This window comes from Acinetobacter sp. BD54, from assembly GCF_044778325.1.
GTDB classification, from domain to species: Bacteria; Pseudomonadota; Gammaproteobacteria; order Pseudomonadales; family Moraxellaceae; genus Acinetobacter; species Acinetobacter baumannii.
Genome location: NZ_JANJEP010000002.1, coordinates 128,121 through 141,412, shown reverse-complemented (window position 1 = coordinate 141,412; position 13,292 = coordinate 128,121). Strand labels below are relative to the sequence as shown.

Annotated in this window: 14 protein-coding genes; 8 read left to right on the top strand and 6 right to left on the bottom strand. The window is 35.5% G+C overall.

The features are described from left to right. Positions 1–19 precede the first annotated feature (19 nt). The 3 genes from NQ782_RS03465 to NQ782_RS03455 all read right to left on the bottom strand — a co-directional run bounded on the left by NQ782_RS03465 (position 20) and on the right by NQ782_RS03455 (position 3,132). A complete protein-coding gene (locus NQ782_RS03465) occupies positions 20–1,273 on the bottom strand; it encodes an NRAMP family divalent metal transporter (RefSeq protein ID WP_001987220.1) in 1,254 nt (417 codons plus the stop codon). Positions 1,274–1,618: 345 nt separating this feature from the next. Beyond that, entirely contained in the window at positions 1,619–2,530 is a 912-nt protein-coding gene (gene mumR, locus NQ782_RS03460; protein WP_031988143.1) for a LysR family transcriptional regulator MumR, read from the bottom strand. 284 nt (positions 2,531–2,814) lie between these two features. After that, a complete protein-coding gene (locus NQ782_RS03455) occupies positions 2,815–3,132 on the bottom strand; it encodes a hypothetical protein (RefSeq protein WP_031988144.1) in 318 nt (105 codons plus the stop codon). A 353-nt stretch (positions 3,133–3,485) separates the two neighbouring features. Here NQ782_RS03455 and NQ782_RS03450 point away from each other — a divergent pair, with 353 nt between their 5' ends. Together NQ782_RS03450 and NQ782_RS03445 are read left to right on the top strand one after the other, a co-directional pair. Next, positions 3,486–4,733 (top strand): serine hydrolase, encoded by a 1,248-nt coding sequence (locus tag NQ782_RS03450; protein WP_057093575.1) that lies wholly within the window; start codon positions 3,486–3,488, stop codon positions 4,731–4,733. Between the two features lie 45 nt (positions 4,734–4,778). Beyond that, positions 4,779–5,207 (top strand): GNAT family N-acetyltransferase, encoded by a 429-nt coding sequence (locus tag NQ782_RS03445; RefSeq protein ID WP_057093573.1) that lies wholly within the window; start codon positions 4,779–4,781, stop codon positions 5,205–5,207. 94 nt (positions 5,208–5,301) lie between these two features. On the opposite strand, the gene NQ782_RS03440 is transcribed toward NQ782_RS03445, so the two are convergent. From NQ782_RS03440 to NQ782_RS03430, 3 genes are all read right to left on the bottom strand, one after another. Further along, positions 5,302–5,760, bottom strand: a complete 459-nt coding sequence (locus tag NQ782_RS03440; protein ID WP_001127331.1) for a hypothetical protein — start codon at positions 5,758–5,760, stop codon at positions 5,302–5,304. 252 nt (positions 5,761–6,012) lie between these two features. Then, the gene (locus tag NQ782_RS03435) at positions 6,013–6,207 is read right to left on the bottom strand and encodes a hypothetical protein (RefSeq protein ID WP_001984101.1); all 195 of its coding nucleotides are present in this window, start codon (positions 6,205–6,207) and stop codon (positions 6,013–6,015) included. Between the two features lie 157 nt (positions 6,208–6,364). Next, positions 6,365–7,315: a 3-hydroxyacyl-CoA dehydrogenase NAD-binding domain-containing protein gene (locus tag NQ782_RS03430; RefSeq protein ID WP_002047149.1), complete on the bottom strand. Its 951-nt coding sequence runs from the start codon at positions 7,313–7,315 to the stop codon at positions 6,365–6,367. A 250-nt stretch (positions 7,316–7,565) separates the two neighbouring features. Between NQ782_RS03430 and NQ782_RS03425 the strand changes: the two genes are divergently transcribed. The 6 genes from NQ782_RS03425 (at position 7,566) to NQ782_RS03400 (ending at position 13,275) form a co-directional block, all read left to right on the top strand. Next, positions 7,566–8,264, top strand: coding sequence for a DUF1826 domain-containing protein (locus NQ782_RS03425; RefSeq protein WP_057093565.1), 699 nt, complete (start codon positions 7,566–7,568; stop codon positions 8,262–8,264). Between the two features lie 209 nt (positions 8,265–8,473). Beyond that, entirely contained in the window at positions 8,474–9,502 is a 1,029-nt protein-coding gene (locus NQ782_RS03420) for a MerR family transcriptional regulator (RefSeq protein WP_057093560.1), read from the top strand. Between the two features lie 341 nt (positions 9,503–9,843). Continuing rightward, positions 9,844–10,281 carry a DUF2147 domain-containing protein gene (locus NQ782_RS03415; RefSeq protein WP_000760388.1) on the top strand — a complete coding sequence of 146 codons (438 nt, stop codon included), beginning with the start codon at positions 9,844–9,846 and terminating at the stop codon, positions 10,279–10,281. A gap of 334 nt (positions 10,282–10,615) precedes the next feature. Further along, positions 10,616–11,695 (top strand): ABC transporter substrate-binding protein, encoded by a 1,080-nt coding sequence (locus NQ782_RS03410; protein ID WP_057093261.1) that lies wholly within the window; start codon positions 10,616–10,618, stop codon positions 11,693–11,695. Between the two features lie 9 nt (positions 11,696–11,704). Beyond that, positions 11,705–12,484 (top strand): ABC transporter permease, encoded by a 780-nt coding sequence (locus NQ782_RS03405; RefSeq protein ID WP_000615474.1) that lies wholly within the window; start codon positions 11,705–11,707, stop codon positions 12,482–12,484. Further along, complete coding sequence (locus NQ782_RS03400) at positions 12,484–13,275, top strand: ABC transporter ATP-binding protein (protein WP_000193340.1); 792 nt, start codon at positions 12,484–12,486, stop codon at positions 13,273–13,275. Before NQ782_RS03405 ends, NQ782_RS03400 begins: the two co-directional genes overlap by 1 nt. Positions 13,276–13,292 lie beyond the last annotated feature (17 nt).

Here is a 13,292-nt window from a genome sequence, read left to right as displayed (position 1 = left end):
TCAATTCATGTCGTCTGGCTTAAAGCTTGGTCAAATAGTTAAACACTGTCGTAAATGACATATAACCCATCCACCACGTTAACAGACATGTTAATCCACCCAAAATAAGTAACCATTTTGGATAGTTATAATTACCCATTAAATCTTTACGGCATGCAGCCACATACACAAAAATTGTAAGGCCAATTGGCAACACCAATCCGTTAAAACCACCTACGAAAATGAGTAAGCCTGCCGGAGTTGCACCCAATAACACATAGAGCAATAACGCTAATGCGATAAAGGTAATGGTCGTATAGTTGGTCTGTTTTGGTGTTAAGTTCTTTTTAAATGCAGTAAAGAATGACACTGAAGTATATGCTGCGCCAATCGTGCTACTAATACCCGCCGCCCAGAAAATTAAACCAAATAATTTAAAACCAAATGTGCCTGCCGCATATTGGAATGCTTGGGCTGCCGGATTGGCATCGTGACTGGCTAAATCAATATGAGCACCGCTTACTACCACACCTAAAAAAGCCAAGAACAACACATAACGCATGATGCCGACTACAACAATGCCCTTGGTCGCAGCTTTGGCAACTTCATTAATATTTTCAGGTCCAACAGCACCTTTATCGAGTAAACGGTGTGCTCCGGCGTAACAGATATAACCACCAACTGTACCGCCAACAATCGTAGTAATAATGGCAAAGTCGATTTGGTCTGGAGCAAAGGTTTGCTGAACTGCTTGCCCAACAGGAGGCATTACAATGACGGCCACAATAATAATCAGCAAGATTTTAAGCAATCCCAACACGATCATGCTTTTATCCATGGCAAGCGTGGCTTTTTTAGAAGCAAAAATCAAAATGGCTAAGGCACCACTTAAAATACCGCCCCACTTTGTATCTAGGCCAAAAAGTGCATTTAAACCTAAAGCTGCACCTGCAATATTACCGACACTAAAGAAAAACCCACCCAATATCACCAGAAACGCCAGTAAGTAACCACTACCCGGTAAGGCTTTATTGGCAATGTCTGATGCACGCATCTGGGTAAGTGTCACCACTCGCCAGATATTTTGTTGGACGACATAATCAATTAAAATAGAAATTAAAATTGCAAAGCCAAACGCAGCACCTAACTTAACTGTAAATACAGCAGTTTGGGTTAAAAATCCTGGGCCCATTGCAGAGGTCGCCATCATAAAAATTGAGGCAACAATGGCCCATTGGCGATCTGATAAAAAAGAAGATTTCAGTAAAGACATATTAATGCGTTCCTCATCCATTTGAGCTTAACAACGCTATTTTCAAATTGAATCAAGAACATCATTTTTTGTCCCAAACGATATTCTTTAATCCTTTTAAATGACAAAGATTCCCTGTTCCCCAATCAACACAATCGGTGATCAAATCTTGTGTTTAAAATAAAAACATAGCTAATCCCTACGAACAATAAGACTTTTTACAGAAATTTAAAATTTTAAACTTTTGATTTTTATAAACTTATCTTCAAAAGGAAGAGTGGGATAAATTTTACTTATTGAAGTACATAAGCTGCTTTTATCGTTTTACCTACAAAACAGCTTTTTTTAATAAGAAAAAATATGGATAAAAAGCATTCAAGAAACATCTTATTTTTTAATTTGTTCATTGAGTCTTTTCATGGCACTTTCTGAAACCTGAATCGCTACTTCAGTTAATTTTTCTTTCAAAGCAACGTCATTACCATGAATATAAATAGACGTGAAATGAAAGGTTTTTAAACGGATGGGCGTATTTAATATTTCCAATCGTCCGTCGGTAATTTCCTTTAATGCCGTTAAGGTCGGCACGACCGCAATACCCAAACCTTGCTCGGCTAGACGCAATAACGTCGCTAAAGAATAACTGGTAATAGAAAGTGGTTCATCAATCCCCTTTTCTTTCATTTTTGCCTTTAATTCTTTATAGGGATAGGTAATTTTTGGATAGGTTAAAATGGTATGCGACATTAAAGTTTTAAAAGACATTTGCCCAATTCCACCTTTAAAAGATGGCGCCGCCAAGAAACTCAGTTCAAAGTTACATAGCGACTGCTCAATACATTCAAAAGCCAAAGTTGGCCCAAGCAAAAAGGCCATGTCCAAGTCGCCTGTACGTACCCCTTCTTGCAAGTTAGGGGTCAGATCTACCACAATTTCAACCGAAACTTTTGGGAATTCCTGTTGAACTTTTTCGATATATTCAACCAACCACGTATACACAATGGTTTCGGAAACGCCTAAACGTATGGTTCCGGTCAGGTGCTGATTTTCGGTAAGTTCTGCGACCAGATCTGTTTCTAAGCGCATAAACTTTTCGGCATATTTAAATAAAGTCATGCCTTTATGGGTCAGTTTAAACTGCCGTAAGCTTCGGTCTAAAACTTTAAAACCTAATTCATTTTCAAGAGCTGTGATTTTTTGAGATACCGCAGGCTGCGTGGTTTGTAATTTAGTTGCTGCCTTATTGAAGCTATTTAAAGTCACCACCCAGTAAAATGCTTCAAGATTCTTTAAATTCACGTTTCGTCCTGTCTTAAAAATTCCTTTACTTTTATAGTATGTAAGCTTTTAGCTGAGTTAGGCTACCCATTTATTCGTTTTTAGTTAAATTTGATTTATTTCACTTAAAAAAATAACGTTGAGTTTTTGATAGAAACTTACTTAAAGCGAAATGTATTCAATGTTTTCATTCTTCTAAAATCTACAAATATAAAATACTGTAAATTGCATCAACCGCCCTTAAGGACGGTTGATCGTTATAAATTAAAAGTAATTAAAGGTAATTTTTATAACATCACACGTGGTTACTGTGCGGCGTTCACACCAACAATAAACTGACTACAATTTGAACCTTCAGAAGCATTACCTAATTGCTTTTCAGAAAACTTAAATTTTGATGCAACAGAAGCATAATCTTTTTTAAGGGTTTGACCTGTGAGCTCACCTAACTCTTTCACTTGTTCAAGCTTCAAGATTTCATGTTCAACTGCCTGATTCACCATTACACATGCGGTGGTCATCGCATCATAACGTGCGGCCGTTTTAGAGTAACCTATTGCACCGACTACACCACCAATAATTAAACCAACCACTACAGCCAAAGTTACATGCATTTTATTCATTTTAAATACCTAAAAAATCAAACTAAAAAGGAGCACTTTAAGAGTTTGTGCTCAAGTAGAATTAAGATAACTGCTTTTATTTGATATAAAAAGTTAGATTCTTTCAGTTTTATTGATAGTTAATGTAATCATTTTACATTTTAATTCTTTGAATATTTACTTAAATACTCTCAAAAAAGATTAAATATTTTTCTGTTTCTTCTGCCTTTTTAAAATAATTAAGTTTTAAAAACTGGTTTATAAAACTTATGAAATTTATATAGATATATTAGGTTTGATAGGCCAAAATGAATGAGTACTTTAAAACTATTTCATAAAAACTGTAGATGAATCTGAATATAAGAGGACATTTAATGAAGAACTTTCTCACCAAGAAAATGTACGCAACTAGAGCTTTATTTTTTGCTGTAGGTGTTACGGCTTTGAATGTTTCCCCTATTGTTATTTCTACTACTCATGCAGCGACAGAACAAAAAATGGATAATTTATCGACTACACTTTCATTAATTTTTGCAGATAAACCCATAGAAGCTTCTTTATTTAGCCCTCAATTTTTAGGACAAGTTCCCATCACACAAATTCAAAAAATCGTTGATGATTTAAAAGTCTCTTTAGGTGCACTTAAAAGTATTAATGTTTCAAATGGCTCTGGGACTATTAATTTCGAAAAGGGAGAATTACCCGTTTCAATTAGCTTAAATGAGCAAGGACAAATTAGTACTCTTTGGTTTAGCGCGCCTCATTTTAAGACAATAAGCCTAGACGAAATGGTTAAAGGTCTACATGAAAATGCAATCGGTAAAACCTCTCTTTTAGTTATTGTAGATAACAAGCCTGTGGTTGTAGAAAACGATAAAACCCCTATGGCTGTCGGTTCGACTTTTAAGTTACTGGTTTTAAAAGCTTATGAAGATGCGATAAAAAAAGGCGAATTAAAAAGAGAAACTATTGTTTCTTTAAAAGAAATGAATCGCTCATTGCCAACAGGAGTTTTACAAAACTTGCCTGCTGGTACACCTATAAATCTCGAACTTCTTGCGCAGTTAATGATACAAATTAGCGATAATACAGCAACAGATAGCTTGATAGATGTATTAAAGAAACCTCGTATAGAAGCGTTATCACCTAGAAATTCTCCTCTGCTGACGACACAAGAGCTATTTCAACTGATTGATTCAAGTAATGAAAAGCTCAGAAATAAGTTTAAAACAGGAACAAAGTCGGCTCGTCTGGAAGCACTCTCTGAGCTAGACAAACTGCCACTACCAAGTGTGAGTAGCATTGGAAAATCGGCTACTTGGCAAGATGCTGAATGGTATATGTCAGCCCATGAGATTTGTCCTCTTCTTGAAAGTGTTCAAGATGCTCCGGCTCTGAACAGTTCTTTAAATCCACTTTTTAAAAATTTAAATTGGCAAAAGATTGGTTTCAAAGGTGGATCCGAATACGGCGTCATCAACTTTTCCGTGATTGGAAAAACTCAAAAAGGCCATAAAGTGTGTGCCGTATTTACCGCAAATGGAAATGAGCCCCAACCCGAATCAAAACTAGCAATATTATTTACAGGCATACTTCAAGCTGTTGATTCTATAAATCATTAGACATAAAAGATTAAAAAATTGAAGATAATATCTAAAGGAAGAATAATGGAAATTTCATTAAGATTCGCGAACACTGCCGATCTAAAAGCTATAAACGAACGCTATGCCGAAATTGATTTTGTACCATCACATGCTGGTGAACTTATTGTACTAGCTTCTATTGATGAGAAAATTATTGGGCAAGGTAGAGTTGTAGGTATTGATGCTAACAGCGGCGAGCTTGGTGGAATTTATGTTTTTCCGGGCAATGAAGGGTTAGGAATCGCCCGTAAGGTAGTTGATTTCTTAATTAAAAATTCAGATTTTTCTATGCTTTACTGTTTACCCTTTGCCGAGTTAGAGGGCTTTTATGGCTCTCTGGGTTTTGCTGCTGTGAAAGACATAGCTCAAGTTCCAGAAGCTATACTAAAAAAACATGAGTGGTGTAACAGTAATTACGACAAACCGGTTTTACTTTTAGAAAGAAGTAAATAAAGGAATACCTATAAAAAAACCGCCCCAGAAGGCGGTGGCTGAATTTAAACCAGCAATATATAGAAGTATGGTGGACGAATACTTCTATATTCTTTTACGAAGGAGTTTTATTGGTTTTCATAAAATCTTCCGATTTAAAATATTTAATAATCATATCTGCATGCTCTTCTTTAGGAGGAGCAACAGTCACAGGAAATGATTCTTTAGAAATTTTAAATCCGTGCGGAATTAATTGTGAAATTGGTGGAAATTTAGGTTTTCCGCCATCGGTAATTCGCTCGATAAAACTTGCTAACCAGAGCAAATACTCTCCTTCGTTTTCAAACTTCGGCATTACACTTAGATCAACTTTGACTTTACATTCACTAAGAGGCTTCGTGAGCTGCTCGTCAAAATCAATATAATTGAACTTAAGTTTAAACTCAGTCCCTTTAATGGCCTTACGTATCTGACTGATTAAACAATTCAGATTTTGTGTAAGGTCATTGGTGAATAAGTCGTCTTTTTTAATATTCTTATAAACCTTTTCAGCCACGGCTAAATACTTTGGCATTTTTACGCTCCTCAATCTCAATTGTTATAAAGTTTTGATCTTAAAATGTTTTATGGTTCTGATTATGATTAAACAAATGTAAAGGAGTGAAACAATATTATACTCAAACGTAAGTAGTTAAAGCTTTATGTAAAGACTATTAAACAATCACCTAAAAAAATTATGGTTTTGATAACTCATCCGCAATTTTTTTAAAAATATTATTATCTTTTGAAATATTTATTTTCAATTAAAATTTACCATTTGGTAAAATTAATAGGGTCTCATTTGCTGATCTCGTCTTACGAGTCCTAAAACTGATCTACGAACTCTTATTTCATCTTCAGAAAATGGTAAATGCTCTTTTAGCTCATCTATAGAAAGTGAATTATTTTCTATTAAAAAACAGTCTTGTTCGGTCGTCCAACGTGAAGCTATTGATTCGGTTTGTTTCCAGTAACGTTTCATATGCCCTAGTAAATTAATCAGTCTAAAAGCTTACGATGAGTGCAAGCTTTTTATAGATTTTGTGCGGAAAGAAGAATAGGAATAGTACCGAAATACTCAAAAATAAAAAAGCCAAACACCTCAATAAAGCACTGTTTGGCCTTTCATAAAAACTGGTTTAATCCAACTCTAATTGTTGTCTCAATTTTAAAATATCGACTAGTCCTTTATCCCTTTTTTGAGATAAATCGATATCTTTATAATGTGTTAAAAGCTCTTTAGTTTGTTCTTCTAGCAACTCAGTAGTTTCTTCAGAGTGCTGAAAATTTTGCATATCATTCCACCATTCGGTCATAGGTGGTCCTAAATGGTGAATTGCCTCTTTAAACCCCTTCTGATTGGCAAGTTCCATATTTATATAGGGGCCAAATAAAGCCCATCTCAGCCCAGGCCCACTGGTGATTGCGATATCAACATCTTCTGCCGAACACACCCCTTCTTTAACCAGTGAAAATGCCTCTCGCCACAAAGCAGCTTGTAAACGATTTGCTACATGCCCTTTAACTTCTTTATTTAAAACAATCGGATGCTTACCCAAACTTTGATAAAACTCGGAAGCTTTCTTTAAAATTTGCGGATCTGTTAATTTTCCACCCACAATTTCAACCAAAGGTAATAGATGAGGCGGGTTAAATGGATGACCTAAAAAAATACGCTCGGGATGAGTTGCATCTTTTTGAAAGTCAGAAACTTTTAAGCCTGAAGAACTTGAAGCAATTAATGTTTTTTCAGGGCAATATGAAGTGATTTCTTGATATAAATTTTGCTTTAAATCTAACCTCTCCGGTGCATTTTCTTGAATAAAATCGGCATCAATCACCGCATCTTTTAAGTTGTTGTAAAGCTCTAAATTTAGGAAAATATCTTGTAAATGATGACTTGAATCTGTTTGCTGATCTAAAGCGAGCAAATCACTAAGATTTGCCTGTATTCTCTTTTTAAATAATTCTTCGTCTATTGGATAAGGGTCATATACCTTTACCTTAAAGCCTTTATATAAAAATAATGCTGTCCAGCTTGCACCAATGACACCGACACCAACCACACCGATTGTTTTAATTCCTTCCATATCTTCCTCGTGACCTTATTACTTCAAAACTTTTCTTATTCCTTGCATGACTATAAAAATAGTCGACTTCTTACCTTTTCTCAGTTATTCAAAGCCAATTTATAATAAGCACGCATAACCAAAACTTCATACCATTATTGTACTTTTCTTGCATTACCTTCATTTTTTAAGCAAATTTTGGCTACCGCTTGCAGCCCTATAAGCACTAAGGGTGTATGATTGGCAAGATTTTGAGCCATTTAACTTTAATATGACAAATACATTTTCTGACCACAAGCAAGTTGAAGTGGTATCTACTTTTGCTGAACTTGTGAATACACATTTTCAGGGAAATAAGAATGCTATTTGTTGGCACAGAAATTTGATAGGCGACTTTAAAGAAATTGTGACTAAACTTAAGTTAAAAGAAAATATTACCGAAATTTCTACTGAAGACCTGTTAGCACTTGAGCTTTCAGAACAAGGTGATTTGGCTCGAGATATTATTTTAAAAGACATGCAGCTCTTAACTGATATGGGGGCATCACCTGTACTTAATTTGCTTAAAAACTATGAACGCGATGAAGAGCTAGATTTCATTTCAACAGATGTATATTCATTTCATGTTGACCGCTCCCCCATTGAAACCGACACATTCTTATGTACTTATCACGGCGCTGCTAGCGACATTGTGCCGAATGATCAGGTTGAACAAAAAGTTTTAATTCCAGAAATTAGAGAAAAGCTCAAAGCTTTACATGACGGCCCAGAAGCCGAATTTGAAAGCTTTTTAACAGAGTATTTTTTTGATTTACATTATCAGCCTAAACCGAATGCACAACCTATAAATTTAGGTATTGGACATATTTGGCGTTTAGCAGTAGATCATCCAACTCAAAAGGTTTTACCGTGTGTTCATCGGGCACCTGTTGAAAAAGATGGTGAATATCGGTTGCTATTGATTTGTTAGGTATTTCAAAATCTTATATAAAACCAGTCAAAAACCAAAAATTACTTTTAGAATCGTGAAGAATTTCTGGTCGTTAAACCACAATAAAAAGATAAATCTGAACATTTACCAAAAATAAAATAATAAAAAATTATGATTTAAAGTAGTTGACCCTCACGTAACGTAAGCCCCTAGCATAAAACACGCCTAAGGAAGAAGGAGCTAAAAAGATGCTGTTAAAAGTTGGTGAATTGGCTAAGCAAACAGGACTTACTGTCCGTGCTCTTCATCACTATGACGATATCGGTTTACTTCAGCCTTCGGCCCGTTCCGATGCTGGTTATCGACTATATACCCCTAAAGACATTACTCGTTTGCATCAAATTCAAGCATTACGAGGGCTGGGTATGTCGCTAGCCGAAATCTATACGGTTCTTGAAGATCCCAATCTAGCACTTTTACCGATTATTGATCGGCAGATTCAAGTAATTGATCAAAGACTGGCAGAGCAGAAGAAATTGCGAAATCAGCTTGGACAATTGAAATCTCAACTCATCAATGGTGAAGAACTTGATTTGGAAGATTGGCTAAATATGCTGGAGCTTATAGCAATGTACGAGAAATACTTTACGCAAGAAGAACTTGAAAAGCTTACATTTTTACAATCAGGTACTAAAAGCCACCAAGAATGGCAAGAGTTAACTCAAGCTGTAAATACGGTATTTAATGCTGGCGAATCATCTAGCAGTGAAAACGCTCAAAAGCTCGCCCATAAGTGGATGAAAACACTTGAGCAGAATACGCGCACAAATCCAGAATGGCTTGTTAAATTAAATAACATCAATTCAGCCGAACCTGAATTTCAGGAAAAATTAGGAGTAATGCCAGAAGTTGTTGACTTTTTACTTAAGGCCTTTTCAGAGAGTAAGCTGAGTATTTTTGCCCGTTATTTATCTGATAATGAGTTTGCTTTTTTAAAGGAAAATTATGTTCGCGAAATGAAAAAATGGCCTCAACTATTAGTCGATATTGAGAAATTGATTGACGCTGAGGTTAAACCGAATAGTGAAGGAGCAAAGTGTTTGGCACAGCAATGGCTCTCTATGCTACAAGGTTATACTGGCGAAAATCCAAGCACTCAAGAAAAGATCCGTTCAGCAATGCAAAATGAACCAAGCCTTGCTGACGGTACTTGGCTCAAACCAGTTACCCTACACTTTCTAGAAAAAGCAGTAGCAGCATTCAAGCATACTGCTTAGTTCTATCTATCAATTTTAAATGGCTCTTTTTTTTCAGGAAGAGCCATTTACCCGTAAATATGATTAAAGTAAAGAAACAGTTTCAAGATTTTTAGTCATAAAACTGAATATTGCAGACTGTGATTCAATACTAACTAAATGACTTTGAAATTCTTTTTATAATTCTGTCCATTCTCGCAATTGCATAAGTAATGTATTCAAAATAATATTTAGACAAATAGATTATAACTTTACATATTGTTTAGCTTATAGATCAATACTAAGAAGACTGTGAAGTTAAATTTAAAATGAATCATTTTGGCAGTTAAAGCCATCCATATTTAATTAGAGAAACATTTGATATGAAAAAATATTTATTATTAATTTTATTCAGCTTTTATTCGGTTCATTCATTTGCTTCGGACAAACTACATGGCAGTGTTTGGAAAACTATTGATGATGCCACCAATCAACCGAGAGCACTGGTAAAATTTAGCCAAGACAAAAATGGAGTTCTATCCGCAAATATTGAAAAAATCCTTGTTCCAAGTGAAGCCAATAAATGTACGATGTGTGAAGGGACTTATAAAAATAAATCTTTAATTGGTTTAACCATTGTCAAAAATTTAAAAAACGTAGGTCAAAATAAATATGACAAAGGATCTATTCTCGATCCTCAGTCAGACAAGACTTATCGCTTTAGCGTAACCGTATCACCAGATGGGGAAAAACTTACCGCTCGTGGCTACATTGGTATTTCTGCAATTGGCCGAAACCAAACATGGTATCGAGTTAAATAAGCTTTAATCGCTTTAAAGTACTGTTTATAAAATTGCATGGTTTTTTGAAGTCATCATTTTCCTCAAAAGCCATGTAATTTTTTAAATATCCTTAAGTTAATTAATAACTTTAATTATGTATTCAACCTATAAATAAGTAATTTTAAAAAGCTCTATTTTTTTCATGCACCGATTTCAACTCAAAAGATAACTACCAATTTTAAGTGATAAATAATTCTTTTTTATTCATAAACATAAACTCATCTTTGCATATATCCATTCCACTTTTTCATATTTTTATTAATCATAAATTTTCACTAAGATCGAATAAATTTCGAAAACTACTGGAAATATAATGTTGTTTGGAACACATTTTCACTTAAAAAATGCTGTCTTATCAGTAGGGGTTCTCAGCTTTGCACTTTTAACTGGTTGTGGAAATAATTCACAGCAGAATAATGAAACTAAGGCAGAAGCTTCTCAAACAGCGCCTGCTGCTGAACTACCTAAAGAAGTACGTTTTGCTTGGGGTGGCGGTCCCCGAGTTTGGGTTCTTGGTAAAGCTGATGGAGATTTTGAAAAAGCTTTAGGTACAAAAATTAAGTGGGTTGAATTTGCTTCAGGTGCAGATGTAATTAATTACTTCGCCGCAAATGAAATTGACATTGCACGTTTTGGCTCAAGCCCAGCTGTTGCAGGTATTACTCGCGGATTACCCATTGAAATCATTGGTTTGGAAGGTCTAATTTCTGGTGCAGAACGTTTAATTGTTCGTCCTGATATTAAAAATCTGCAAGACCTAGTTGGTAAAAAAGTTGCCTTCCCTGCCAACTCCACTGCACAATATGCTTTAGAACAAGCCCTTGCATTAAATAAAATTGATAAATCAAAAATCAAATTAATTCCACTTAAGCCTGCTGAAATTGTTTCTGCATGGACACGTGGTGATATTGATGCAGCCTATGTTTGGGGACCCTTTACTCAACAGCTAGAGAAAGAAGGAGGTAAAGAAATTTATCGTACGACAACGCTGAATGAAAAAGGTATTTTGGTTTATAACAACTTCGCTGTCCGTAAAGAGTTTGCAGAAAAACACTCTGACCTTGTTATTAAATTTTTGAAAGCTTACCAAGATCAAGTTGATGAATATAAACGTGATCCTAAAGCTGCTTCTGAAAAAATCTCTAAATACTTAAGTCTTCCCTATGACCAAGTCGAAACCACACTTGCTGGTATCGAATATATTCCCCTAAAAGATCAAGCCTCTGAAAAATATTTAGGTGCGACATCAAATGATGAAAACTCAGGCTTGGCTAAAGCCACCCAAGATATTGCTAAATTTTTAGTCAGTATTGGCGAGCTAAAACAATCTGATGTTCCAAAGAGTTATGCACCTAATATCGACAGTAAATACCTTATTGAAGCGACAAAATAAGGTTATGAGATGATTCAGTTGAACCCGTTTAAAGTAAAAGTGATTAGTACATTATCGCTAATCACTTTTGTGATTATTTGGCAGCTTGTGTGTACATTTAAACTTGTCTCACCAATTTTGTTGCCCTCTCCTCTACAAATTTTAGATACAGTTTTAGATTTATTTAAAAACGGTTACCGAGATGCTCCTTTTTATCAACACATTTTAGTCAGCACGGCGCGTGCCTTCTTTGCATTCTTCGTTGCAATCGTTATTGGTGTGCCTTTGGGATTATTAATGGGCCGTAGTCCTGTACTTAATGCCGTTTTAGATCCATTTGTACAATTCTTACGCCCTGTTCCCAAAATTGCCTTAATCCCCTTAGTTGTAGTGTGGCTAGGGATTGGCGAGGAATCTAAATTTTTCCTTATTTTTATTGCAACTTTTCTTAGCGTCATTGTGGGTGCAACCGCAGCAAGCCAAAACGTTCCATATGGTTTGATTCAAGCAGCACAAACGATGGGCTTAGGAAAAACAGCAATCTTATTCCGTGTCATTTTACCCTCGTCACTTCCTGAAATTTTCACCACTATTCGTTTATCTATTGGTATCGGCTGGACATCATTAATTGCAGCAGAAATGGTTGCAGCGACTTCTGGTTTAGGGTGGATGATTATTAATGCAGGTTCTTATTTACGTACAGATGTTGTCATTGTCGGGATTATTTTACTTGGAACAATTGGCTTTATTTTAGATTGGCTCATTGTGAAAGCACAGCAAAAATGGGCCCCTTGGACAGGAAAAGCATAATGACTCAACCATTTATTGAGCTAAATAATGTTCAGAAAATATTTAAACAGAACAAAACGGAAAATACGGTCTTAGAAGATATTAATCTGAAAATTCCTGAAGGTCAGTTTGTTTGCTTACTTGGGCCTTCTGGCTGTGGTAAATCAACTATTTTGAACTTACTTGCTGGTTTTGAAAAACCAACTTCAGGTGACATTTATGTAGATGGTCAAACCATCTCAGCTCCGGGCATTGACCGAGCTGTTGTATTCCAACAGGCTCAGTTATTTCCTTGGCTTACAGTAAAAGAAAATATTCAATTTCCACTTAAGCAATCGAAAGCTGAGCCTAAATATATTACTGAGCAAACTGAATATTATTTAGAAAAAACGGGTTTAAAGAAGTTTGAAAACCATCGCATTTGGCAAATCTCAGGCGGTATGAAGCAACGTGTTGCGCTTGCCCGTGCTTGGGTTATGAAGCCAAAGATTTTATTGATGGACGAACCTTTCGGAGCTTTAGATGCCCAAACACGTATTTTGATGCAGGAAACACTGACTCAGCTTTGGCAAGACAATAAAACTACCGTTTTATTTGTTACTCACGATATTGATGAATCTCTACTTTTAGCAGATCGCATTATCCTAATGGCAGGTCACCCTGGCCGCATCGCCGAAGATATTCAAGTGAATTTACCTCGTGACCGCACCATTGAAAATATTGCGCCACAGCAGGAATTTATTGAAACCAAAAAACATATTTTAGAAATTATGCGTAAAGAAGTAAGTCGCATGATTGATTACATACACTAAAATTTTAGGACATTATT